We start from the raw sequence: 24,954 nt of genomic DNA, 5'->3' as shown, positions 1-24,954 counted from the left end.
TGACATTAGCTGACATCGCGAGAGAGGAAATTACGCACAATCGAATCCACTCGCTCGAACTCCGTCAAGAATCCGTCGTGACCCACGGCGGATTCAATCTTTTCTAGCCCCATGCAGTTGCCCAGATTGCGGGCGAGGTGCTCCTGCTGGTGGAAGGGGTAGAGAATGTCCGTGTCCACACCGGCAACCATGGTCGGCACGGTTGACGAGTGCAGCGCCTCGTTGAGGCCACCGCGATCACGGCCAATATTGTGCCGATTCAAGGTATCGGTGAGCACGACATACGACCCGGCATCGAAACGCTGAGCCAGCTTCTTCGCCTGATGATCCAAGTAGCTTTCTACCTGGAATCGGTCTTCCGTGCGCATCGCGCCCAGCGGATTCTCACCGGGCTGCGCTGCCGCACCAAAGCGGTCATCCATCTCCAGTTCGCCACGGTACGTCAAATGCGCGACCCTGCGTGCAAACCCCAGACCTCGGGTCGGGGTCACACCGCGGTCGTAGTAGTCGCCGCCATGCCAATCGGGATCGGACTCAATGAACTGAATTTGCGCAGACTGAATACCAATCTGCCAAGCAGACGCACGTGCGCCGACACACATCACCAATGCCTTGCCGACGAAATCAGGGTGCATCAGTGACCACTCAAGCGCGCGGGCCCCACCCAAGGAGCCGCCAATGACAGCTTGGAGGCGGGAAATTCCCAGTTCTTGCAGCGCAAGGTGCTCCACTGTCACCGTGTCGCGCACGGAGATAGCGGGGAAGCGAGAGCCCCAGGGCTTGCCGTCGTCCGGATGTGGGCTGGAGGGGCCAGTTGTCCCGCGACAGCCACCGATGACGTTGGTGCAGATGATGCAGTACTCGTCGGTATCCAGTGCGCGGGCAGAGCCAATCATACCGTTCCACCAACCCGCAGTCGGGTGGTACTCATCCGAGGGGCCGGAAGCGTGGGCATCGCCGGTTAGAGCGTGCTCGAGGAGGATGACATTCGAGCAGTCGTCGTTAAGCCGGCCCCAGCGTTCGAACTCGACGGTGACGTCGGGGATGACCGCGCCAGCCTCGGTGGTGACATCGCCGATAAAGACATGCCCCGGCTCGCCCTCGGGTGGGAGGACGGCCGGGGTGGATGGGGAAAAGCTCATGCCTTATAGACTACTTAGTCCGCAATATGTCTGTGTACAAACGGTCTACGCGAGTGCTGCGAAGCCGCCCTCGAGGTCAGCGATGATGTCATCGATGTTCTCGATACCGACGGAGAGACGCACGGTGGCCTGGGAAATGCCGGCGCGAGTCAGACCCTCCTCATCGGACTGGGAGTGAGTAGTGGTGGCCGGGTGGACAACCAGCGAGCGGACATCACCGATGTTGGCGACGTTGGAGTGCAGCTTCAGAGCGTCAATGAACTTCCAAGCCTTGGCGGTGTCGGCATCCTTCAAGTCGAAGGAGAGCACGCCGCTGGCGCCGGAGAGACCCAGTTTGTTCAGGGTCTCGTGCCACGGGGAGCTCGGCAGACCAGCGTAGTTGACCTTGGCGACCAGCGGGTGGTTTTCGAGGAACTCGGCAACAGCCTTGGCGTTTTCATTGTGGCGCTCGATGCGCAGAGCCAAGGTGTCCAGGCCCTGTGCCAGAACCCAAGCGTTGAACGGAGCCGGAGCAGCGCCGGTGTCGCGGAGAATGCCAGCGCGGGCGCGCAGTGCGAAGGCTGGGGCGCCCAGGTCGGCGAACTTCAGGCCGTGGTAAGCCTCGTCGGCCTCGGTGAAGTTCGGGAAGATGGAGCGGCCGTTGCGGGTCTGAGTCCAGTCGAAGTTGCCACCGTCGACGATGACACCGCCGAGGGAGGAACCGTTACCGGTCAGGAACTTGGTGGTGGAAGAAACCACGATGTCAGCACCGTGCTCGAGCGGGCGCAGCAGGGCAGGGGTCGGAACCGTGTTGTCGACGATCAGCGGAACGTTGTTGCGGTGTGCAACCTCTGCGATAACCGGGATGTCCAGGATGTCGATCTGCGGGTTGGCAATGGACTCGCCGTAAAAACCGACGGTGTTGTCCTGAACTGCTGCCTGCCAGGATTCCGGGTCATCCGGGTTCTCGACGAAAGTGCAGTCGATGCCAAGGCGCGGCAGGGTGACCTTGAACAGGGTCTCAGTACCACCGTAGAGGCGCGGCGAAACGACGAAGTGGTCGCCCGCACGAGCCAGGGTGAGAACAGCAGCGGTCTCAGCTGCCTGGCCGGAGGCGAACAGTACGGCTGCGACGCCACCCTCAAGGCTGGCGATGCGCTGCTCGACGGCGTCCACAGTCGGGTTGGTCAGGCGTGAGTAAATCGGGCCTGCATCCGAGAGGTTGAAGCGGTTGGCAGCGTGCTCAGCCGAATCGAAGACGTAGGAGGAGGTGTTGTAAATCGGCAGGTTACGCGCGGAGGTCTGTGCGTCCGGAGCGAAGCCGGCGTGAATAGCGCGAGTGGACAGGCCCCAGTCGGCGGCGTTGCTGTTGTCGTACTTGGTGGTCATTTCAGATACTTCCTTGCGGTTTTTGAGGTTGTTCAAAACGTTGCTTACAAACAATAGTGAACCAAGCTGTCTATTGCAAAGTTTTGGAAAAACCCAAGGTAAGAGGGTGTGTGGATCTGTGTCGAGAGTGCTATAGCCCGCTTAGTACGGATTGTGTTGATTGGTCGTGGGGTGTGATTAGTTGTGGGGGTGGAGCCGGGGCATCGGGCGCTGCGGTGCCGAGTGTCGGGTTGAGCCAAGCTGGGGGCTGAGTATGGGCGAAGAGTACCGGAGACCGCCGAAGAGCACTGGAAGTTGTCAAGGCCGTTATGGAGGTCAAGGTACAGAAAAAGCCCCACGCATCATGTGCATCAAATGCAACATGAGCGAGGGGCTATCGCTTGAAATCGGCGGGCAGCCTAGGTCAGCCAGGGCCAGCCTGGGGCAATCAGACCAGCCAGACCACCCAGGGGCAAGCAGTTAGTCCTACTTCTTCAGGCCGTCGATGATCTCGTTGAACTCAGCGGACGGACGCATAACTGCGGAGGTCGTCTCATCGTCCGGCAGGAAGTAGCCACCCAGATCAGCTGGGGAACCCTGAGCATCAATCAGGGTCTTGGTGATGGACTCTTCCTTCTCCGTGAGGGCCTTGGCAACCGGTGCGAAAGCTTCCTTCAGCTCGGAGTTCTCGTCCTGCTTGGCCAGCTCCTGTGCCCAGTAGAGAGCCAGGTAGAAGTGGGAGCCGCGGTTGTCGATCTCTCCAGCCTTGCGGGACGGCGACTTGCCCTCGTCGAGCAGGGTAGCGGTTGCCTTGTCCAGGGCCTCGGCCAGGACGCGCGGACGTGGGTCGTCGTCATCCTCAGCGGCGTAGCGCAGGGACTCGGCCAGTGCCAGGAACTCACCCAGGGAATCCCAGCGCAGGTGGTTTTCTTCCTGAACCTGCTGGACGTGCTTCGGGGCGGAACCGCCTGCACCGGTCTCGAACAGACCGCCGCCGGCCATCAGCGGCACGACCGACAGCATCTTAGCGGAGGTGCCCAGCTCCATGATCGGGAACAGGTCAGTGAGGTAGTCACGCAGAACGTTACCGGTTACGGAAATGGTGTTCTCGCCGCGGCGGATGCGCTCGAGGGAGAACTTGGTGGCGGACACCGGATCCATGATGCGGATATCCAGGCCCTCGGTGTCGTGATCTGCCAGGTACTCGTTGACCTTGCTGATCAGGTTGTTGTCGTGCGCACGCTGCGGGTCCAGCCAGAACACTGCAGGGTCACCAGTGATGCGAGCGCGGTTAACGGCTAGCTTCACCCAGTCGCGGATTGGGGCGTCCTTGGTCTGGCAGGAGCGCCAGATGTCACCCTCGGCGACGTGGTGCTCAATCAGAACTTCGCCAGCGGAGTTGATGACCTGCAGGACACCGTCAACCGGAACCTGGAAAGTCTTGTCGTGGGAGCCGTATTCCTCAGCTTTCTGAGCCATCAGGCCGACGTTCGGGACAGATCCCATGGTTGCCGGGTCGAAAGCGCCATTGGCGCGGCAGTCCTCGATAACAGCCTGGTAGACGCCGGCGTAGGAGGAGTCCGGGATAACCGCGAGAGTGTCGCACTCGTCGCCATCCGGGCCCCAGCCCTTACCGCCGTTGCGGATCAGCGCCGGCATGGAGGCGTCAACGATGACGTCGGACGGAACGTGAAGGTTGGTGATGCCCTTGTCGGAGTTCACCATGTAGAGGGCCGGGCCCTCCTTCAGGTCCTTTTCAATCGCGGACTTGACGGCTGCAGCGGTTGCGCCGTCCAGCTTGTGCAGGCCGTCGAGGATGGCAGCGATGCCGTAGTCCGGAGTCAGGTTGGCAGCAGCCAGCTTGGACTCGAACTTCGGGAAAACAGATGGCAGGAAGGCCTTGACAACCTCACCGAAAATCAGCGGGTCGGAGACCTTCATCATGGTGGCCTTCAGGTGGACAGAGAACAGGATGTTCTCGCGCTTTGCGCGACGGATCTGAGCGCGGAGGAAGTTGTCCAGGATGTGGACGTTCATGCCCGTGCCGTCAATAATCTCGCCCTTGAGGACCGGCATGTCCTTCTTCAGGGTGATGATCTGGCCGTCGTTGGACTCGAGCTGGTAAGTCAGCTTGTCGTCTTCCGGCATGACAATGGACTTCTCATTGTGGCGGAAGTCGTTGGAGGCCATGGTGGCGACGTTGGTCTTGGAGTCTGCGGACCAAGCGCCCATGCGGTGCGGGTGCTTGCGGGCGTAGTTCTTCACCGGCTCCGGAGCGCGGCGGTCGGAGTTGCCCTCACGCAGTACCGGGTTAACGGCAGAGCCCTTGACCTTGTCGAACTTTGCGCGGTCGGCGGTCTCTTCCTCGCCTTCCGGCTGCGACTTGTACTTCGGAATGTCGTAGCCCTTTTCCTGCAGCTCTGCGACAGCGCGCTTAATCTGCGGGACGGATGCAGAGATATTCGGCAGTTTGATGATGTTGGCGTCCGGCTCCTTGACCAGCTTGCCCAGGGCTGCCAGTGCATCCTCTACCTTCTGCTCGTCCGAAAGGCGCTCCGGGAACTGAGCCAGAATGCGGCCTGCGAGGGAGATGTCGCGGGTTTCAACATTGACACCAGCCTGGCTTGCAAATGCCTCCACGATTGGCTTCAGCGAGTAGCTCGCCAGCAGAGGGGCTTCGTCAGTACGGGTCCAAATAATTGTCGCCATAATTCATGTCTCCTATCTGTTTTGTTCCACGATAACCCAGTTTTGAATCTTGGGTTGTGTCGGGGCATAGCGCAAAAACAGTGATAGTGATATGAATAACGCAATTATGTGAGGTAAGTCACGAAATGTGTAATTATTTGTCGCTTATTCGCCGCTTTTCATTCCATTTTTCGCTTTACGACGGTCCCCGCGCCCAGGCACCTCAAATACAAAAAACCGCGCTGGGGCGTCGTGCACGCCGGCGCGGTTGTTCAGGGCAGCTTAGTTAGTTCTGCGCATTGTTTGGAGGATTGTTCTGACCGAACTGGAAGCCCTGGTTGTTCTGGGCCTGGGGGTACTGCGGAGCGAACCCCTGTGAAGGAGCTGGCTGAGTGGTTTTGACGAAGGCCTGGCCGCGGAACCATGCGCGCATGTCCTTGAGGAGAACCAAAACTGTCACGGCAATAAGAGTAAGGCCCGACAGTCCAGCGAAAATAGTGATGAACACGTCCTGGATGAAGTAGCACATGGCAACGAGTCCCACACCGAGTGGACCGGTGGCGGCCACCAGGAAATAAGGAGCGCGGATGTTGCGACCCAGCAAGACCTTATTGAGCCAGAACATCGAAATCACGGCGATGACGATACCGAGAGCGAAAAATGCGGCACCTGAGCTAACGTTAATCAATCCGACATAGATATCTCGGATGTCGTCCCCGATACTCGCCAAGGAACTGTCACGTTCTTGGGCTTCTAGGGCGGAGTTCAGATTATTAATCCCGAGAATGATCGCAGCGGCCGCCAGAATGTATCCCAGCACAGAGGCAGCTGCTAGCAGGCCGGCCGTGATCTTGGGGAATCGGGGCAGGCGCTTCCACGCATCCTGAAGGCTTGCGTCTTCCGGTAGTGGAGGTACATCCGTGGTCACCGTGGTGGTTACCGTCATCGGCCCGGTCTGAGCGGGGTTGGGCCACTGCGGCTGGCCCTGCTGCGGCTGGGCTTGGGATTGTTGGGACTGCTGCTGGAATGAGAACTGTGGGGCCTCGTTCTGTGCGCCGGAATCTGCATTAGTTTCAGGTTGTGCGTTCTGCTGCTGAGCGGCCTGATTTGGTGCCGGAGAAAAAGTGGAAGCAGGGGCAGCAGAGGTTGGGCGACTTGCTAGTTCCCTCAGCGTCGCAATGGTGATGGTGGCGTTTTCATCGGCCAGCAAAGCGTCGTATTCGCGGCGACGTCCCTCATCACCAAGCACCTGGAGAGCAGTGAGCTTCTCCTGGAACTCGCCGGAGTACTCCGAGACACCGGCATCCCGCAGTTCGGAGAGCTGACTAGAAAGGTTTGCATGGAGCTCTTCGGTGCTGGCTGCGCTATCCAGCTTCAGAGATTCGTAGAGGTTATAGCGGTCGCCCATAGTGGATCAAGATCCTATCGGTATTGCAGTTCGAAATATCTTTTAAAACAATTTACCCGGTAGCTAGTACGGCAGCATCGAAGACCCGGAGCGCTCGATGGTAGGAAGTCCGTGGCGCTCGGAAGGAATTGGTAGTCCTTGGCAAACAATGCCGATTGCAAAATGTATTAGAAGAACGTGAGTGAGCGACTACCACTAATGGCCGTAGATGTTATTCCGCGCACAAATACGCGGGGAACAGGAGGATAGAATAGCGAACTTTTTGTGTTGCGGAGTAGAGTCTCACTTTTCCCTTTCGGCTCCCCTCGCGGTTTTGCGAGCCCGTCTTGGGTTGAAAATCGAGGGGAACTGAGAGTCCACCAACTGGCGTAAGAAGAGAAAAGGAGACGGTCGCAATGACGTCGTTAAGCGAAGTAACAACCCACAACGACGACCACAATCCGCGTGCGCGTCGTGCGGGAGCGTTTAGCTCGCATCGCCGTCCTGTTCCGGTGCAGGACGACATCTCTGATCTACGCCGAATCTTGGTGATTGTGGCTCTGTCGGTCGGTGCATTCGGCATCGGGGTTACCGAATTTGTGGCCATGGGCCTGTTGCCGTACATCGCTGACGCCTTCGGGCGCGATGAGGATGCCGCGGGGCGCATGATTTCGATGTACGCCCTCGGTGTTGTCGTGGGCGCACCGGTGATTACCGTGCTGACCGGCTCGATTCCGCGCAGGCGCATGCTACTGCTGCTGATGGCGGCATTTACCATCGGCAATGGTGCCACGGTATGGGCAGGCACACTGGGGTCTTTCGAAGCTGTCATGGTCTCCCGCTTCATTGCCGGTTTGCCGCACGGTGCGTATTTCTCGGTGGCAGCTCTGGTGGCGGCCTCCCTGGCTAAGCCGGGGCAGCGTGGAAAGATGGTGGCCCTGTCGGGCGTGGGACTGTCGGTGGCGACTGTGATTGGTGTGCCGGCCGCGCAGGTGCTGGGACAGATGTACGGTTGGCGCAGCGCCTTCGCGTTTGTAGCGGTCATCGGCCTGATTGCACTTGTTTCGCTGTGGTTCGCTGTGCCGCATATGAACCGTATGCCGAAGACGCGTCCGATGGATGAGCTCTCGGCCCTGGTGACACCGCAGGTGCTGCTGACCGTCGCAATCGGCACCGTTGGTTTCGGCGGAATGTTCGCGGTCTACACCTATATCACTTGGACCATGACTCGCGAAGCGGGCATGAGCGAAGACCACATCTGGATTGTGCTGATGGCCTACGGCATCGGCATGGTAGTCGGTACCTACATTGGCGGATGGCTCTCCGACCGCATCGGGGAGTGGGGCATCATGGTTGCGCTGGTGCTGATGGTAATCATGCTCAGCGCCTTCTACTTCACCTCGCAAAATGCTGTACTGGGCACGATCAACTTCCTCCTTATCGGTCTGCTGGGATCGGTGTTGGTACCGAATCTGCAGACCCGTCTGATGGATGTCGCAGGTCGCGCACAGACGCTGGCGGCAGCTCTCAACCAGGCCGCATTGAACATGGCCAACGCATTCGGTGCGGCGCTCGGTGGTTGGGTCATCGCTTCCGGTTATGGCTACCGCGCACCGGCTTTGGGCGGCGCAACGTTGGCGATGTTGGCTATCTTCATCGCTCTGCCGACCATTGTTCTGTACCGCCGCTCACAGGCGAAGAAGTCCGGGCGCATCGAACTGCGCTAGGGGTCTACAAGGCGCGATGCACGCATAGGTAACGTATGAGGGCATGAGCCTTACAATCGCGACAATCAATGTCAACGGCATCCGCGCCGCCGTCAAGGAGCGCAGCGAAACCAACCTCGGACTGTTGGAGTGGCTGAAGCACACCAGTTCCGATGTCGTTTTGCTGCAGGAAGTCCGCGCCACCGACGACCAGGCACGCAAGGCTCTCGCGCCCGCCTTTGATGCCGGATGGCATTGGGTCGGCGCTGAAAACCTGGGTGCCAAGGGGCGCGCCGGGGTGGGCATTCTCTCGCGCTTTCCGCTTAACGACGTCCAGGTGGGCATCGGCTCGGAGGAGTTCGAAGAATCCGGTCGGTTTATCAGTGGGGTTGCCCCGGCAGCGGACACTGGCCTGGATGCGGATGTCCAGATTGCCAGCCTCTACCTGCCCTCTGGTGCTGCCCTGAGCGAGAAGCAGGATGAGAAGTACCGCTTCCTCGATGCCTTCTCTGACTACCTGGCGGAACTGGGTGCCAAGGGGCGCGACGGTCACCACGCAGTTATCGGCGGCGACTGGAACATCTGCCACCGCGAACAGGATCTGAAGAACTGGAAGACCAACCGTCGCAAGAGCGGTTTCCTACCACAGGAGCGTGCCTGGATGGATTCGGTCTTCGGCTGCTGGCCGGACGAGGTTCCCCAGGATTCGCAGGTGCAGGCCAGCGACAAGGAGCTGGAATCCGGTGCCTTCTCCGATGGTTCTGTGTGGGAGGCCCCGGCGCTCAATGCAGATCCGGTGTGGTTTGATGTCACTCGCCGTCTGCACCCAGAAGCTGACGGCCCTTGGTCCTGGTGGACCTACCGCGGTAAGGCGTTCGATACCGATGCCGGCTGGCGCATCGACTACCAGGCGGTAACCGAACCAATGCTCGAGCGTGCCGTCAGCTCGGTGGTGGACAAGCCTGCCGCCTACGATCTTCGCTGGACGGACCACGCGCCGGTGATCGTGGAGTACGCCTAAACTCGGCACGCACCTAGGCCGCGGACTAGTGTGCTCCGACGCCAGCGAATTCGGGGATTAACTCCGGTTCGGGAGCGGTTACGAGATGCCGATTCTGTCGCAACATGGAGGCAATGCCGTCAACGATGGCGTCGGCCCATTTGTCCTGCATAGCGGGGTCGGCCAAATCGTCGGTGAGCTTCGCGGTGCCCACCGCGCCCAGCGATAGCGCAACCGTCGGGGCATGCGGCCGCGAACTCGGGTTCACTGTCACCGCCGGTGCCAGGCCGGTCCGGAACTCTGTCGGCACCCCGTTTGTGCTGAAGCTGCTATGCGGATTGAAACCTCGGAAGACCATTCCGTCACGTACACCTGCCGCCAGCTGCCAGTCAGCAGGGGCATCGTCCTTCGGCTCGAGGGACTCCACCACAGCGGATACCGAAAAACCACGATCGCCGATGTTATCCCCAGAAAGGGTCTGGCCCTCTGATGAGCGACCGACGATTACGGTGGCTGCGCTCGCCGTGTCGTCGGCAAGCGAATGTGCTCCGACGATTGCGCCGCGCTGACGGAGCTTGTCGCTGGCGCGTTGCACGATGCTGTCGATGTGGGCGGAAGTGTCCCCACTCAAACGCAGCGCGCGAGGCAGGTCAGCGTTGATAGCCTCGATGGCCTCGCGGCGAGAATCGACGGTGATGTGCGCGCCGGCGAGCGGATCGACAGCCTCGTCGGGGGAGGGGATGATCGGCTGGCGCGGAGGCATCCACAGCGGATTGGGGCGCGCCGGGCGGTGTGGGGAACTGTTGACAACAGCGTGCAACTCTTCAGGTGAAAACATCTTGTTGACCGCGAAAATCATCACCGATCCGTGGTGATACACAGGTGTTAGCCCCGGCGCGTGCCATGCCCAGGAACGCATCGACAGCGCTTCCGTGCCATCCGTGTTCACACCTGGCGGGGAACTAATGATGTAATGCACTCCCAGTTTTTTCGCCATGGCATCGAATTCCGGATGTGAGCCCAGCAAGTCAACGTTTGTCGGTAGCTTCTTGCTTGCCTCGGCAGTTTTGTCGGAGAAGGAGAAATGGCGGAACAGCGTCGGCAGCCCCGCGATGGCGTACATCCACGCAGAACCGTCACGACGGTCATTGAGGATATGCCCCTCAAACGCATGCGGCTGCTCGGACAGCCAATCAATAGCTTCCATGTCCGCAGCGGTCACAAACGTGCTTCCGTAACTTGCACGAATTGCATCGCGCTGAGCAGGCCCACTCACCCAGGTCGCAGGCACAATCGCCAGTGCCGCCACGAGCCCCATCGCCAGCGCGGGATTCCACGACTTGACCGGCTGATTTCGCTTTGCGACGATCCACTGCGCCGCAGCCGCAATCGCGACAACGGCAGCCGCGACTGCGTAGCCGACCAGCACTGCGCGCAGAGTTCCCATAACCGCCTGCATGCGATACGGCATGTCGTAGAAGAAAGTGCCAATAAACTTCAGATAGGTGCCGAACGGCTCAGCCCAACGGGACTGCGCACTATCGGACACCACAAAGAGCAGCCCGAAAACCAGTGCCGGCCACGGCGCCCATGGGCTGTCTGGCAGGCGAGAGACAAGCGCCACCACCAGGCCGATGAGTACAAGAACCAGAACGGTCCGGGAAAAGATGGGCTCGTCAGCATATCGGGAGAATCCGATAAGCGTCCGCCACAGCGATTCGGAGCGGGAAATCTCAATTTGGCCGGTAAAGCCCGCAACGGATTCGCCTTGCCCACTCGCGGACAATGCCGCCGGGAGAGTCATCACCAGCGTGAGCGCTCCGACAATTAGCGTGCGAGCTAGGCCACTGACACTCGGCTGGGTGATCAACCACAAGCCAACAAAGAGCACGGCAGCAATTGCGCCGGCCGGGTGAGTGATAAACGTGCCGACCAGGGCAAGCGTAGCGGGGATAATATAGCCCCGCATGGTCAAAGCCGCAGCAATCGGCAAAGCGGTCACCGCCAGCAGATACGGCATGGAGGATGTGCGCCAAAGAGCCACCCAAATCTCCGGGAGCATCAGCGTCGCGACGGCAGCTGCGGGACCGGCATAGGCCGCCCACTTAGGGCCAACTGCGGTGCGGGCTAGCACCGCAGTTGCTGCGGGCAGAAGCAGCGCCGGCGCCAAGAACGCAAACACGTTGGCATCGAGGAAAACCGAGCCGGGCAGCAGCCCCGCCACAGCATGCCAGCCGGTGGGGTAAAACATTTCGGCTCCGGTCTCCTGATTCATCAGGTCACCGGCCGCGGTGGGCGAGGCTATTGCGTGTTCGTCAATGAACCGGAGGAAGTTGGTATGCCAGAGCATGTCCCAGGCTTCGCGGATAGCGCCGGGGCCGCCGGGGACGTCGTTAAGCACGAGCATGGCGCGCATCGAGCCGACTACCGTGACCCCGGCGACAATCATCGCGGTGACAGCACCGGAATCGAAGCCGTCTTCTGGCGTTGCGCGGGGGATGAATCTGCGCACCAGATAGCCAATGGCACAGAACCATGCCCACATGCCGGCCACGAATAGCCAGGTGTAATCCAGCCCGAGCGCGTGGGACAACCATGCGGAAAAACCAGCCACGCCCAGCATTAATGGGCCGGCAGATGCCAACGCGAGCGTGGGGCGTAGCCCACTGACCCAACCGAGAACTGCGCCTGGGGCCAGCAAGATGAAGACAGCAACCGCAATGGCAGCGAGCATGGGACTCCTGACGGATAAGAGCATTGAATTAGTCCAATAATACCTGTGGGTTAGTTCGGCGCTTGGGACGTGAGCGCCTAAGATTTGAAGAAGGACTGATGGGACTTCAGCTGCTGTAAAGCCCAAGCGCGAATTTGCGCGAGACTTGAAGCGAGCTCGGTGCGGACCCGGAAAGGAGAGGACATTCACAGTGAAAAACGGCGAGAGAGATAACGAGCGGCACCAGATGGCCGATTTGGAAGCCATCGCACGGAGCCTGCAGAACGATCCTGGTACTGCTGTCAATGTCCCGGTGGTTGTGACTTCCGGTGTCATCGTTGCGTTTATCGTGCTGTCTTTTGCCTACGCGTGGCCACTGTGGATTTCCCTCGGACTCATTGTTCTGCTGGGAGTCGTGATGGTCGTGTCCTACACCCGCAGGCCTCCCGTAGCGCCGCTGGAGTTGACCCAGGGGGAGCGCGAGCGTGTTCGACGTGTTCTCTCTGAACACGGCATCCGCCCGGCTGTCACGCTGGTGCGCGCACTGTACCCCGAGGAATCGCCAGCCGCTGCAGCGCGCACCGTTAAATTGCTATCCGATCGAATGGTTGTGGAGCAAGGGTACAAGGGCCGTCAGGACTAGTTTTTGGTAGTCGCTTTCCCGGTAGTCGACGTCGATTTAAAGACCGGATGTTAAGGATTGTCGTTCCTGTAACGCCTGCGATGTCGTCGAAATGGGTACGTCGCCGACTCTCCACTATGAAGCTCGCGCTAGACTTATTGGCTATGAGTGAAAGCAAGGGGCCTGAAGCAACTAATCCTGCACCGAGTGCTCGTAAGCAGCGCGTTCTGTCCGGCATTCAGCCGACCGCAGATTCCTACCACCTGGGCAACTACCTGGGAGCATTGAAGAACTGGATTAATCTGCAGGATGACTTCGACGCTTACTACTTCATCCCAGACCTGCACGCCATCACTGTCGAGCAGAATCCGAAGGAGCTGCGTCAGCGCACTATCGCAGGTGCCGCACAGCTGATTGCACTTGGTATTGATCCGGAGAAGTCGGTGCTGTTCGTGCAGTCGCATGTGCCCGAGCACGCGGAGCTCGGATGGGTGCTGACCTGCTTGACTGGCTTTGGTGAAGCCAGCCGTATGACGCAGTTTAAGGACAAGTCCTCTCGTCAGGGCGCGGAACACACCTCCGCTGGTTTGTTTGCGTACCCGATGCTGATGGCTGCCGACATTCTGCTCTACCGCCCACAGCTGGTGCCGGTGGGCGAGGACCAACGCCAGCACCTCGAGCTGACGCGTAACCTGGCGCAGCGCTTCAACTCTCGCTACAAGAAAACCTTCGTTGTGCCGGATCCGCACATCATGGAAGGCTCCGCCAAGATCTATGACTTGCAGGATCCGACCTCGAAGATGAGCAAGTCGGGTGCAAATCCGAAGGGCATTATTAACCTCTTGGACGACCCAAAGGTCTCCGCCAAGCGCATTCGCTCGGCCGTTACCGACAATGATGGCGAAATTCGTTTCGACCGTGAGAACAAGCCGGGCGTTTCCAACCTGCTGGTCATTCAGTCGGCGTTGACCGACAAGCCTGTCGACGAGCTCGTTGCCGGCTACGAAGGCGCAGGCTACGGCCAGCTGAAGGCTGATACCGCAGATGCGCTGGAAGCATTCACCACGCCACTGCGTGCACGCTATGAGGAACTCATGGCTGATCGCGGTGAGTTGGAACGGATCCTGGCCGAAGGCGCTGACCGCGCCCGTGAAGTTGCCGCCAAGACACTTGCAGATGTGTACGAGCGCGTCGGGTTCCTGAAGGCCGCCAACCGTTAATTCAGCTGTAGACTCTGCACTTCAGTCTCCGTACCGAAAGCGGGCACGTTAAGGTAGAGGACATGGCAACCTCTACTCAAAAAGATCCGAAGAGAACGGACCGCTATGGCATCGAGCGTGTACACGCCGATGAGCCGAGCGCAATCGACCGCCTCCGCGAAAAGTGGGCGTGGTTCGATCACGTTATGCGGATGCAGGAGCGCTACTCCGAGCAGGGCGGCAACTTTTTTGCCGCCGCTGTCACGTACTTCTCCGTGCTGTCGATTTTCCCCCTTATCATGACGGCATTTGCCATCCTCGCACTTGTGTTGCGTGGTAATGAGCAACTGCTCGAGCAAATTCAGTCCGCTATCACCGACTCCATCGATGGGTCAATGGGCGACACCATCAACGCAATTATTGAAGGCGCGATCGATCAGGCCGGTGGCGTTTTCACCGTCGGTTTCATTGCCACCCTGTGGTCGGGTCTTAGTTGGATGAGCAACCTCTCCAACGCAGTGACACAGCTGTGGAAGCGCCCGCTGGGCGCTAGCAACTTCGTGATGGGAAAGGTTCGCGACCTGCTGCGTCTGCTGGGCATGCTGGTTATGATCCTGCTGACCTTCGCTGTCACCGCGGCCGGCTCTTCCGGACTGACACAGTCCCTGCTGGACAAGATTGGTCTGGCCGATGTCCCGGGAATCACAATCATCGCGGGATTGATTGCCATCGCCATTGGTCTCGTTGCCAACTGGCTGCTGTTCTTCTGGATGCTCGCTTTCCTGCCGCGCGGGGGCGCCCCGTTCCGCTCTGCGGCAAAGGGTGCGATTATCGGTGCGATTGGCCTTGAGGTTGTCAAGCAGCTCGGTAGCGTTTTCTTCTCCAACGCCCTGTCGAACCCGGCCGGTGCAGTTTTCGGTCCGGTCATTGGTCTGATGGTCGTTTTCTACCTCATCTGGCGCATCACTATGTACGCCACCGCCTGGACCGCGACGACCGAAGAAGCGCTTGCCGACGAGGAGCTGGATGCACCTGCTCCTGCTGTCATTAACGTCCGTGCGGAAGCGGCCAACCCGTCCGGATTGAACCGCCTGCTCGGTTCGAAATAACTAACCGCGATTGCGTCTGCCGAAGCGGTAGGTGACCATCGCAATCAATGCGATGACACCTACGATGGCAGCGCTGACAGTAATTTTCAGCCCGGTTCCTGTTGACTCGTCGTCCAGGATATCGGGCAATTTTTCTACCAACGTATCCTCAGTCGCTTCCGCTTCGAGGACACCGACAGAGCTGTCCTGCGGGGCCGCGAAGCCGGCGTCGAGAAGCGATGCCGCCTGCTCCCAGGGGCGCGGTGAATCCTCCACAGTGACATCGAGAACGATGACGCCGAGACGACGGCCGTCGCGCTCAGCCACCCCAGCGAAGGTGTGACGGGCATCGTCGGTAAAACCGGTTTTGCCTCCAAGCGCGCCGGGATAGTCCTGGGCAATCAGCTGATTGTCGTTGGCGATTTCGAAGTCATCGACCTCGAGAGCTTTGTCTCCGGGGATGGTGGCCAGGCGTGTGGCCGAGAGTTTGCGATAGGTCTCATTGTTGAATGCGTGCTGGAAGAACAGTGACATGTCGTATGCCGACGTCATCTGGCCCGGAGCATCGAGACCAGTCGGGTTGACCACTCGTGTATCCGTCGCCCCCAATTTCTTTGCCAGGGCGTTGACTTTTTCGGTGGTCTTATCCATGCCACCAAGTTCGCGGGCCAACGCGTGGCCGGTGTCGTTGCCGGAGTTGAGCAACAGGCCAGTCAGGAGCGTTTCTACCGAGTAGTTCACGTCCTCGACGATGCCGACACGAGAGCCCTCCATGTTCGCGTCCTCGAATGTCGCTTTAACCGAGGTGTCGAGCTTCAAATCCTCGAGCGCCTCCATCGCCAGCAACACCTTAATAATCGATGCCGGACGGTAGCGGCCGTGCGGGTCCTTCGCCGCAAGGACATTGCCGGATTTCAAATCGAACACCGTCCATGCAGAGGCGGAGAGGTCTTTCGGAACGTCAAACCCCTCACCGCTGACAATGCCGCAGGCGGACATTTTGCTACCTCCAGCCGGTTTTTGGGGAACCGGAAGTGGAGGGGGAGATGTTTCGCCGGGAGCCGGAACCTCCGAGGAGTCCACTGGTGCTGGTGGGAGGGTCTTGTAGGGGCAGCCCTCCGTGTCACGGATGTCAGGTGCGGGGCCGACAATCGGGGCGTCGTCGGTAAGCGAGGTGCTCTGCGCCATGGCTGCGGGGGCAGTGCTCGGCAGAAGCAGAGCGCTGGTGGCTAGCAGCGTAACGGCAGATGAGTAGCGGCGAGAGGGAAACATGATGAAATAAGGGTAGTAAAACGTCACCCGGAATGACGTATTTCTCGTGTGTGGATGGGGGAAAACGGGGGAGAGAAAGCCTTTGTGCAAAGCGGAAATACGATTCCGCGGCAGTGAAGTAGAAGCGGAGGGCGCAGTACCGATAGTCTGGCCATTATGACTAATTCTTTGCACAGTGATGCTCAGTCTCTGGACACACAGTCTTCGGCATCGAATCTCGATGAGATGCGCAAGGTTGTCGCCAGCCTGCCCAAGGTACTGCTTCACGATCACCTCGATGGCGGCCTGCGCCCGCAGACCGTTATCGACCTGGCCGCGGACTGCGGTTACACCGATCAGCTGCCCACCACCGACGTGGATGAACTGGAGAAGTGGTTCATTGACACCGGCAACTCTGGCTCGTTGCCGAGCTACCTGACTGCCTTCGCGCACACCTGCGCCGTCATGCAGACCGCTGAGTCGCTGACGCGCGTGGCGCGTGAGGCCGTCGAGGATTTGGCTGCCGACAACGTTGTCTACGCTGAGCTGCGCCTCGCTCCGGAAAACCATCTGGAAAAGGGCCTGGATATGCAGGCTGTTATCGACGCTCTGGTCGAAGGCCTGGCGCAGGGTGAAGCCCATGCCGCCGCTGAGGGAAAGCACATCACTGCACGTCTGTTGGTCTGTGCGATGCGCCAGAATAACAATTCCAAGGAAGTCGCACAGCTGGTCATCGACAACTACGGGAAGAACTCCGACGGGTACGTTGTCGGTTTTGACATCGCCGGACCGGAAAACGGCTTCCCGCCGGCTAACCACGCCGAAGCATTCACTATGCTGCGGGAGAACCTCATTCCGGTCACCATTCACGCAGGTGAAGACGCCGGTGTGGATTCGTTGCAGGACGCTGTCGTGCAAGGTGCTCACCGCCTGGGGCACGGTGTGCGCATCTACGAGGACTTCGGTGCTTCCCTCGAGGGCATCGAATGTCAGGAGGTTGCCTCCGCTATTCGTGACCGCCAGATTCCGCTGGAAATCTGCCCGACCTCCAACGTTCAGACGGGTGTCTGTGACAGCGTTGCGGATCACCCGTTCTCGCTTCTCGACGATATGAGTTTCGCCTGCACCGTCAACACGGATAACCGCCTGATTGGTGCGACTTCCATGACCAGGGAGTGCATGGAGCTGGTGGAGAACTTCGGCTACGGCTACAGCGAGCTGTTCGAACTGACCTCGAATGCGCTAAACAACGCATTCGTGGACCTGCCGACCCGCGAGCACATCATGGACACCATTATTTACCCCGCTTACCTGCAGCTTATCGACAACAGTGACGAGGACATCGAAACTGATGTCAACGGTGCGGGTTTCGGTGCCGAAGATGAGCTGAACCTGACGCTGGACTAGCCAGCGCCGGCCAGCTTTGCTGGGTGGGAGCTAGATCTTGGTCGTAAACCGAGCGGCCAAGTCCTTCTCCAGCTGCCTCCAACCCTTGGCCTCATCGTCGTAAGGCGGAACTGGCTCGGACAGCTCTCCGGTGTCCAGCAGGAAGTTCAGCAGCCACTGCAGCTGCTGGTTGCCCGCCAGTACTTCGTTCACGGCATCATCACCAGCCCAGTCAGCGGCGTCTGCGAGTAGCTCGTACGCGCGGGCGAGCTGGGCGGTGTCCACGGCGTTCGGGCCCTTTTCAATATCCTCGGCCAGACCGGTAAACGAGTACTCATTGTCCTCGTGCACCACGGCCTCTAGCTCACCTGCGTTGGCTGCGGTGATGATTTCATCCCACGTCGTCAGCGCCGACATGTCGTGATGCTTGTTCTCCAGCAGCCAACGCACCATCGTGCGTGGCTGCGAGAACGTGTGAATCTCACCGGCGCTGCCCAGGAATAGCGGGCGACGCCCCATGTAACAACGCAAGGTGTATAGCGTGCGGCCAGCGATGGAGATCTTAATCGGGTCGATGCCAGCGTTGGCCCACACCGTCTGATCGTACGGATCGCCGACGGTCTCCTCTGCGGACTTCTTTTCCTCTTCGCGCTTCTTCTCCGCTGCTTCACGACGCTCACGCTCCGCGGCCTCCGCTTCCTTTAGTGCGGCTGCAGCAGTGGTTTCAGACTCTTCATCGATGTTCGGAGTATTTGCGCCGATGGCGTCGATAGCGTCAATGCAACTGTCCCAGTTGGTCAAGATGACATTGCCGATAGCCGACCACTGAGCGGCGCCACCGCCCTGGAAGTGATCAGCACCATTTTGCGTGGCAGCCAGGACAGAGTGAGAGGCGAACATCTGGTTGATCGGATTGAGATCCGCGATCGCACCAATCGAGCGAGTGATGGCAAGAATGCGGTCTGCGCGCGAAACATGGTCGTAGTCGGCCCGGCCAGCCAAAATTTCTGGCAGCCCAATCAGGTCATAACGGTGGCGTGGCGCCGCGATGGCCGCTCCCGGTAGCTGCTGGTTGAAGTTGTGCCAGCTGGGGTGCTGCGTGAAGTCGTGAGGAGCATCCGACTGAAGGAAAGCCAGGAGCTTTGCCGCTGATGAGAACAAATAGATGTCATCGCCGCGGCCGAGCAGAGCCTGCCACTCGGAGCTACCTTCACGCCAGCTTGGAGCCCACAACGTGTAAAAGGTGCCCGAGGTCAGCTCGAGTTCGATAGGAACGATGCCTTTCCTGGCCATAGTTTTCGTCGCAGCCCTTCTGCTTGTCGGTGATTATTAAATCTCAAAAATTGTCATACCTGCAGCGCCCCCACGGGTGGCAAGTTTGCGTAGTCCTATCTTAGAAGTTTTACGACGCAGATACCCACCGCACTATCCGGTCGGGCGGTAGAACCCCTTAAACGGCATGCCGATGTTGGTTGTACGCACGGGGTTTACCTGTACCGGATCGCCCGCTTCGACCATCTTTCCGTCGCCGATAACCATGGCGACATGGCCGTCCCACACTGCAAGATCGCCAGGCAGCAGTTCATCCTGGCTCACCTGTCGGCCGACGGCCTGTGCTTCTGCCGTGCGGGGAATATCAACACCAGCTTGCCCGTAGGCCCAGTGCGTCAAGCCTGAGCAATCGAGCGCCTGCCCCGGAGTATTTCCGCCCCAACCATAGGGCGTTCCGACGGCACTGAGTGCAGCCTTCACCGCGGCTTGGGCTTCTGGTGTCGGCGCGCCAGCCCCCGCATCCGCAGGCACCGGCGCGCTGCCCGAATCGGACGACGCCTCCGAACCATCTGCAGCGTCGGTAGCGCTGGCCGATTCTGGGGTGTTCGTAGACGTAGAAGCGAGGGCGGCTTGAGTGGTTGCTGGGGCCTCCAACTGCGCCGGATGGGGTGGGGTAGGGGTGTCAACCGCGGTGCTTGCCTGCTGTATCAGCGACTGCACCAGAGGCCGCAGTTCTTGTTCTAGTTTCATGAGCCGCGCAATGGCCTGTGAGATCGCGGAACTGGCCGCTGAGACTAGGCTGGCACCGGTCGCGGCGAGACCTGCGGGCCCCGCAGCCGTCGCAGTCAGCGAGCCCATGGCGGAAGTAACAAAATCCATGGCAATCCGGGCCAAATCAGTGGCCGCTGACATTACTGCGGCTAAGCCCTTGGCAATGTCGCTGTCAATGGTTCCGGCGCGAGCTTCCAAGTCGGCTGCCGCATTTGCAGCCCGTTTGAGGCTTGTTCCCGCGGCTCCTGCCCCGGAACCAGCACCATCGCCCCAGTTGCGGTCAACGGAATCTGCCACTGAGCGCCAGGCAGTACTCGCGGCGGGGATTGCGGCCCCAGCAAGTCCTGCCAGTGCGGGTGCGATGGCAGGACTTAGCTGTTGTGCAATCGCGCTGGGGACCTCCGTAAGTAGATTGGTGGGAAGCATCACGCACCGCCAATCCCGCGAGCTGCAACGGCTTCCATTTTCGGTGAGATGGACTGCAACGCATGTGCGCCTGCATCTTCAGCAGTGGACACCGCAGAGACAAGAGCGTTCAGTGCGCGAGCAGCGCTGGTGCCGTACTCATTCAGCTCAGCCACATGCTCATGTTGGCGCTGTAGAGCAGTGGCTGCAGCGTGACAGAAGGGGCCGGCAAACGGGACGTCGCCAAGCGAGTGCAGTGCGCTGATGTCCAAGGCAGTGCCGCTGTTCTGCTGCGACAATGCGTCAAGGTGCGCGGCATTGGCAGAAATAAGCTCGGGCACCAGCGTAAAGACTGAGTCATTCCCGCTAGTGGTCGGAGAGAGAAACGATTGGCTGTGGGGACTGTGTGGTGATGGACGGGACAAGATTTACGGCCTCTCTAGGAAATTCGCGTGTGGTTAAACACTCAGTGCTGTGGCAGAACGGCTAGCGGGGTTCGGACGGCGGCTGAGCGGCAGTGGTTTGGTAGTAAGCGGGCTTACGCAAATGGGGCGCAGTACAAAGCCCTCGTATTGTTAGGCGCGAAAAAGGCCGATTCGGTTCCATCTTTTTTGGGGAACACGTTTTCAGAAACTTGCGATGCCGGCACCAGAGCGGCAAAAGCAAAGCAATGTATTTTGGAAGGCATGGAGATTACCGTTGTCAACCATCCCTTGGCACAGTCACGTTTGACCATTCTGCGAGACGCGCGCACTGATAACGCGGGCTTCCGTGCGGCACTCGCCGATCTGGGCGCGATGCTGATCTACGAGGCAAGCCGGGAGCTGCCCGTCGATAACTTCGATGTTCAGACCCCAATCACCACCGCGCCGGGTTACCGTCTGCAGGATCCGCCGATTATTGTTCCCGTCATTCGTGCGGGGCTTGGCATGATTGATCCGTCGCTGTCGATGATTCCGGATGCGCAGGTGGGCTTTATTGGCTTGGCTCGTAATGAGGAAACCCATGAGCCGGTGCCGTACCTTGAGGCGCTGCCGGAGGATCTGTCCGGGCGCACTGTCTTCCTGGTCGACCCAATGCTGGCAACCGGCGGTTCACTGCTGCATGCCCTGAAGCTGTTGGCGGATCGCGGAGCGGACAACATCACGGCCGTGTGCATCATTTCCGCACAGCAGGGTGTCGACGCCTTGAAGGAATCCGGTTTCCCGGTGCGTCTTGTCACCACTGTGGTGGACCCGGATCTTAACGAGGATGCCTACATCGTGCCAGGGCTGGGAGATGCGGGCGACCGCCTCTACGGTCCCCGCAACATTGATCTTTAAGTTGATCTCTTAGGCAGTGCCCCAGGCTTCTGCGGCGTACTTTTTGACGACCTCGTTGTCCTTGGTCACAAGAACTCCGTCGGGGGACATCTGGTACTTGTACGAGCCGTTTTGTGCAACAACGCGGTCGCCCTCATCGACGATGATGTCCATCGATCCGGAACCCTGTGGCGTATCCGAGCGGTAGTACTTCTCGCCGGAGCGTGTCTCACAAGCAGCAGCCTTAATGCCCTGCTCAGCGGCGACAACAGCAAAGGCGCGGTCGCCGCTGTCGCAGCGTGCGGAGCTGCCCACGAAGCCCAGGCCGTCCAAGTCGGAGCGCCCAGTGCCGAAGTCCTGTCCCTCCGGAGCTGATGTCGGCTCGGAGCTCGTCGTCGTGGCTGACGAAGACGTGGTGCTCGGCGTCGACGACGAGGAAGATGTCGAAGTGCTCGGCGTGCTTGACGACGTCTCGGAGGTCTTCGACGTAGTTGTCGTCGTGGTGGTCGTCTTGCTCGTAGAAGTCGAACTCGTCGAGGACGGCGGTGTCGAACTGGGCGACGTCGGCTGCGAGGAGGAGGGGACCTCCGGACGCTGGGGCTCATCACTATTGTTCAGCGACAGGCCGATGGCGATGCCGATGACGACCACGAGTGCTGTGGCCACGATGATGATGGGGATGCTGAGAGACTTAGGTGTGCCATTGCCGGACATGCCTATTATCATCGCAGACTTCCTCAAAATGTGAAACATCTGATAATTGAAGAGGCCAAAGTTAAAGAAGTGACTCCTGGTCATGTGTACGTCTGGCGCTGACATTCAAGCGCTTGCCGGCCACGGCTATCGCTGGCGCAGTCGTCGGTAGGCCTCTTGTTACGGCCTGTCGGTGGAGCGCTTACACTGGAGAGTTGTGATTGAGGAGTTTATTAAGCACTGGTGGGCCGAGCACGCGAACGAGATTCTCGAGTGGCGGCGGCATCTTCATGCGCACCCAGAGCTATCTCACATGGAGCACGCCACCACGGCCTTTGTGGAGGAGAAGCTGCGTGCTGCAGGGCTGAAACCAGTGCTGTTTCCCAACACCGGCTTGATGGTTGACATTGGTGAAGACGAACTCGCTGGTAGTGACGCCGGAGGTGAACTCCCAGGGCGTCTCGCTTTCCGCGGTGACATAGACGCGCTTCCAATTACAGAGACCACGGGGCTGGAGTTTGCCAGCACCAACGATGGCGTCATGCATGCCTGCGGGCATGATTTTCACACCGCGATTACGCTCGCGACGGCATTGGCCATGGCTGAGTACCACGAGAAGCACACGTTGCCCACTCCGCTGCGTTTCATTTTCCAACCGGCAGAGGAAGTCATGGTTGGCGGTGCGCCCGAAGTTATTGCCGCCGGTGCGCTCAATGGTGTTGAACGTATTTTTGCTGTCCACTGTGAGCCGAAGTTGCGTGTCGGTCACGTTGGCGTTCGAACAGGTGCCATCACCTCTGCAGCCGACACCCTGGAGATTCAGGTGCATGGTCCGGGCGGGCATACCTCCCGTCCGCAGATGACGGCCGATGTTGTCTATGCGCTGGGCAAATTGATTGTCGATTTGCCCGGTTTGCTGTCGCGACGCGTCGATCCTCGTACGGGCACCGTGCTCACGTTCGGCTCCGTTCACTCCGGGTACGCGCACAACGCGATTCCGTCGGAAGGCAGCGTCAGTGGCACCCTGCGCACCGCGGACATCAAGACCTGGCGCGACATCGATCCACTGGTGCGCGAACTGATTGAACAGGTCCTCGCTCCGACCGGCGCCGATTGCACCATCAACTACGAGCGTGGCGTGCCGCCTGTGCTTAACGACGAATACTGCACCGCCCTGATTGCGGAAGCGGTGCGACGAGTGGACGAGAATGCTGTCATTCAGGCCCCACAGTCGTCCGGCGGCGAGGACTTCGGTTGGTATCTCGAGCACGTCCCGGGTGCGATGGCTCGTCTGGGTTGCTGGTCCGGTCGTGGAGACAAGCACGATTTGCACCGAGATGACCTAATTGTGGACGAGCGTTGCCTGGGCGTTGGTGTGAGACTCTTCGCTGGCATCGTCGCACGCTATGAGGATGGCGCGCAGTCAACCATGACTGTCCGTTAGACTATTGGGGCAAAGCGGGGAAAACGCCTCCCGCGGTAGTTACATTGTGATATCCACGGCAACTTTGGAGGATTTGTGGCACAGAGGATCGTAATCATTGGCGGCGGCCCAGCCGGCTACGAAGCAGCGCTGGTTGGCGCCAAGTACGGTGCTGAAGTCACTGTGGTTGAGGATGCCGGTATGGGCGGTTCTTCCGTCCTGTGGGATTGCGTTCCCTCTAAGGCCTTCATCGCGGCGACGGGCGTTCGTACCGATATGCGTCGTGCGGACGAGATGGGTCTTCGCCCGGACTTCTCCCAGCGTAAAATCGACTTCACTGCGGTCAACGAGCGCGTTAAGCGCCTGGCACAGCAGCAGTCTGACGATGTTCGCGCACAGATGGAGCGTGAGGGCATCAAGATGCTGCAGGGCCGCGGTCGTCTCGATGACCACGACCCGGGCCGTGTAACTCACTACGTCACCGTCGACTTGCTCGAGGGCGGCGAGGTCACTCTTGAAGGCGACCTGGTGTTGGTCTGCACCGGTGCGTCCCCACGTATTCTGCCGGGTGCGATTCCTGATGGTGACCGTATTTTGACCTGGCGTCAGGTTTACGAACTGGAGGAGCTGCCGGAGCACCTCATTGTGGTCGGTTCTGGTGTTACCGGTGCGGAGTTCGTATCCTCGTTCACCGAGTTGGGTGTGAAGGTCACCATGGTCGCTTCGCGTGACCGCATCCTGCCGCACGAGGATGCTGACGCTGCAGATGCCCTGGAGGAGGTCCTGCTGGAGCGCGGTGTGGACGTTGTGAAGAACGCCCGCTGTGATCTTGTCGAACGCACTGAGGACGGCGGCGTTCGCGTCGTCACTTCCGACGGCCGTGAGGTCTTCGGCTCCCACGCGTTGATGACCGTCGGATCGATTCCGAACACTGCAGATATGGGTCTGGACGCAAGCGGTGTGAAAATGACCCCGTCTGGCCACATTCACGTTGACCGTGTTTCCCGCACCAACGTGCCGGGTATCTACGCTGCCGGTGACTGCACCGACTTGTTCCCGCTGGCTTCCGTTGCAGCTATGCAGGGTCGTATTGCGATGTACCACGCCCTCGGTGAAGGTGTTTCGCCAATTCGCCTGCGCACCGTTTCCTCGGCAGTGTTCACCCGCCCGGAGATTGCGACTGTTGGTGTCTCCCAGGCTCAGATTGAGTCCGGTGAGGTCTCCGCTCGTGTTGAGGTTTTCCCGCTGGCAGGTAACCCACGTGCGAAGATGCGCTCGCTGCGCCACGGCTTCGTCAAGCTGTTCTGCCGTAAGAATTCCGGCATGATTATCGGTGGTGTGGTGGTCGCTCCGACCGCCTCGGAGCTGATTCTGCCAATTGCTGTGTGCGTTTCCAACCAGCTCACCGTCGATGACCTGGCAAGCTCCTTCTCTGTCTACCCGTCGCTGTCTGGCTCGATTACCGAGGCTGCTCGTCAGCTGATGGCACACGACGATCTGGACTAATGCTGGTATCGCGACTGGCAGCATGACCGGTCGCACGGTCAATAGACAAAATTT

General features: G+C 59.7%; 19 protein-coding genes. 9 read left to right on the top strand and 10 right to left on the bottom strand.

Features of this window, described 5'->3' with window-relative positions; all coding sequences use genetic code 11:
- Window positions 1-5: 5 nt before the first annotated feature.
- The 4 genes from HMPREF2708_RS00460 to HMPREF2708_RS00445 form a co-directional block, all read right to left on the bottom strand.
- On the bottom strand, window positions 6-1,142 hold the full coding sequence (locus HMPREF2708_RS00460; RefSeq protein ID WP_070831001.1) for a homoserine O-acetyltransferase MetX: 1,137 nt from the start codon (window positions 1,140-1,142) through the stop codon (window positions 6-8).
- Between the two features lie 45 nt (window positions 1,143-1,187).
- Window positions 1,188-2,510 (bottom strand): O-acetylhomoserine/O-acetylserine sulfhydrylase, encoded by a 1,323-nt coding sequence (locus tag HMPREF2708_RS00455; RefSeq protein WP_070830999.1) that lies wholly within the window; start codon window positions 2,508-2,510, stop codon window positions 1,188-1,190.
- Window positions 2,511-2,975: 465 nt separating this feature from the next.
- Entirely contained in the window at window positions 2,976-5,198 is a 2,223-nt protein-coding gene (locus HMPREF2708_RS00450) for an NADP-dependent isocitrate dehydrogenase (RefSeq protein WP_070830996.1), read from the bottom strand.
- Between the two features lie 265 nt (window positions 5,199-5,463).
- Window positions 5,464-6,585: a molecular chaperone DnaJ gene (locus HMPREF2708_RS00445; protein WP_070830993.1), complete on the bottom strand. Its 1,122-nt coding sequence runs from the start codon at window positions 6,583-6,585 to the stop codon at window positions 5,464-5,466.
- Window positions 6,586-6,980: 395 nt separating this feature from the next.
- Here HMPREF2708_RS00445 and HMPREF2708_RS00440 point away from each other — a divergent pair, with 395 nt between their 5' ends.
- Window positions 6,981-8,291: an MFS transporter gene (locus HMPREF2708_RS00440; protein ID WP_070830990.1), complete on the top strand. Its 1,311-nt coding sequence runs from the start codon at window positions 6,981-6,983 to the stop codon at window positions 8,289-8,291.
- 43 nt (window positions 8,292-8,334) lie between these two features.
- Entirely contained in the window at window positions 8,335-9,291 is a 957-nt protein-coding gene (locus HMPREF2708_RS00435) for an exodeoxyribonuclease III (RefSeq protein WP_070830987.1), read from the top strand.
- 25 nt (window positions 9,292-9,316) lie between these two features.
- Here the strand turns inward: HMPREF2708_RS00435 and HMPREF2708_RS00430 are convergent, their stop codons facing one another.
- On the bottom strand, window positions 9,317-12,004 hold the full coding sequence (locus HMPREF2708_RS00430) for a DUF6541 family protein (RefSeq protein ID WP_070830984.1): 2,688 nt from the start codon (window positions 12,002-12,004) through the stop codon (window positions 9,317-9,319).
- A gap of 190 nt (window positions 12,005-12,194) precedes the next feature.
- On the opposite strand from HMPREF2708_RS00430, the gene HMPREF2708_RS00425 reads away from it, so the two are divergent.
- The 3 genes from HMPREF2708_RS00425 to HMPREF2708_RS00415 all read left to right on the top strand — a co-directional run bounded on the left by HMPREF2708_RS00425 (window position 12,195) and on the right by HMPREF2708_RS00415 (window position 14,913).
- On the top strand, window positions 12,195-12,626 hold the full coding sequence (locus HMPREF2708_RS00425; protein WP_141762896.1) for a cytochrome c-type biogenesis protein CcmH: 432 nt from the start codon (window positions 12,195-12,197) through the stop codon (window positions 12,624-12,626).
- A 143-nt stretch (window positions 12,627-12,769) separates the two neighbouring features.
- Window positions 12,770-13,825, top strand: a complete 1,056-nt coding sequence (trpS, locus tag HMPREF2708_RS00420; protein WP_049171954.1) for a tryptophan--tRNA ligase — start codon at window positions 12,770-12,772, stop codon at window positions 13,823-13,825.
- Between the two features lie 62 nt (window positions 13,826-13,887).
- Window positions 13,888-14,913, top strand: a complete 1,026-nt coding sequence (locus tag HMPREF2708_RS00415; RefSeq protein ID WP_070767606.1) for a YhjD/YihY/BrkB family envelope integrity protein — start codon at window positions 13,888-13,890, stop codon at window positions 14,911-14,913.
- Here the strand turns inward: HMPREF2708_RS00415 and HMPREF2708_RS00410 are convergent, their stop codons facing one another.
- On the bottom strand, window positions 14,914-16,164 hold the full coding sequence (locus HMPREF2708_RS00410) for a D-alanyl-D-alanine carboxypeptidase family protein (protein ID WP_070767661.1): 1,251 nt from the start codon (window positions 16,162-16,164) through the stop codon (window positions 14,914-14,916).
- A 156-nt stretch (window positions 16,165-16,320) separates the two neighbouring features.
- Between HMPREF2708_RS00410 and HMPREF2708_RS00405 the strand changes: the two genes are divergently transcribed.
- Complete coding sequence (locus HMPREF2708_RS00405) at window positions 16,321-17,550, top strand: adenosine deaminase (protein ID WP_070767607.1); 1,230 nt, start codon at window positions 16,321-16,323, stop codon at window positions 17,548-17,550.
- 30 nt (window positions 17,551-17,580) lie between these two features.
- On the opposite strand, the gene HMPREF2708_RS00400 is transcribed toward HMPREF2708_RS00405, so the two are convergent.
- The 3 genes from HMPREF2708_RS00400 to HMPREF2708_RS00390 form a co-directional block, all read right to left on the bottom strand.
- On the bottom strand, window positions 17,581-18,822 hold the full coding sequence (locus tag HMPREF2708_RS00400) for a hypothetical protein (RefSeq protein ID WP_070830978.1): 1,242 nt from the start codon (window positions 18,820-18,822) through the stop codon (window positions 17,581-17,583).
- A 132-nt stretch (window positions 18,823-18,954) separates the two neighbouring features.
- Window positions 18,955-19,998 (bottom strand): C40 family peptidase, encoded by a 1,044-nt coding sequence (locus HMPREF2708_RS00395; RefSeq protein WP_070830975.1) that lies wholly within the window; start codon window positions 19,996-19,998, stop codon window positions 18,955-18,957.
- Window positions 19,998-20,318 (bottom strand): hypothetical protein, encoded by a 321-nt coding sequence (locus HMPREF2708_RS00390; protein WP_070830972.1) that lies wholly within the window; start codon window positions 20,316-20,318, stop codon window positions 19,998-20,000. The genes HMPREF2708_RS00395 and HMPREF2708_RS00390 overlap by 1 nt, the downstream gene beginning before the upstream one ends.
- 345 nt (window positions 20,319-20,663) lie before the next feature.
- On the opposite strand from HMPREF2708_RS00390, the gene upp reads away from it, so the two are divergent.
- Complete coding sequence (gene upp / locus HMPREF2708_RS00385; protein WP_049171962.1) at window positions 20,664-21,299, top strand: uracil phosphoribosyltransferase; 636 nt, start codon at window positions 20,664-20,666, stop codon at window positions 21,297-21,299.
- Window positions 21,300-21,308: 9 nt separating this feature from the next.
- Here upp and HMPREF2708_RS10970 read toward each other — a convergent pair whose 3' ends face one another.
- The gene (locus HMPREF2708_RS10970; RefSeq protein ID WP_141762895.1) at window positions 21,309-21,992 is read right to left on the bottom strand and encodes a hypothetical protein; all 684 of its coding nucleotides are present in this window, start codon (window positions 21,990-21,992) and stop codon (window positions 21,309-21,311) included.
- 196 nt (window positions 21,993-22,188) lie between these two features.
- On the opposite strand from HMPREF2708_RS10970, the gene HMPREF2708_RS00370 reads away from it, so the two are divergent.
- Window positions 22,189-23,415, top strand: a complete 1,227-nt coding sequence (locus HMPREF2708_RS00370; RefSeq protein WP_070830963.1) for a M20 family metallopeptidase — start codon at window positions 22,189-22,191, stop codon at window positions 23,413-23,415.
- 75 nt (window positions 23,416-23,490) lie between these two features.
- Window positions 23,491-24,900, top strand: a complete 1,410-nt coding sequence (locus HMPREF2708_RS00365) for an NAD(P)H-quinone dehydrogenase (RefSeq protein WP_070830960.1) — start codon at window positions 23,491-23,493, stop codon at window positions 24,898-24,900.
- The last annotated feature ends 54 nt before the right edge of the window (window positions 24,901-24,954 follow it).

This window comes from Corynebacterium sp. HMSC073H12, from assembly GCF_001837775.1.
Lineage (GTDB): Bacteria > Actinomycetota > Actinomycetes > Mycobacteriales > Mycobacteriaceae > Corynebacterium > Corynebacterium amycolatum.
Note: the sequence above shows the minus strand (reverse complement) of the source record. Positions and strands in the feature narration are given on the sequence as shown.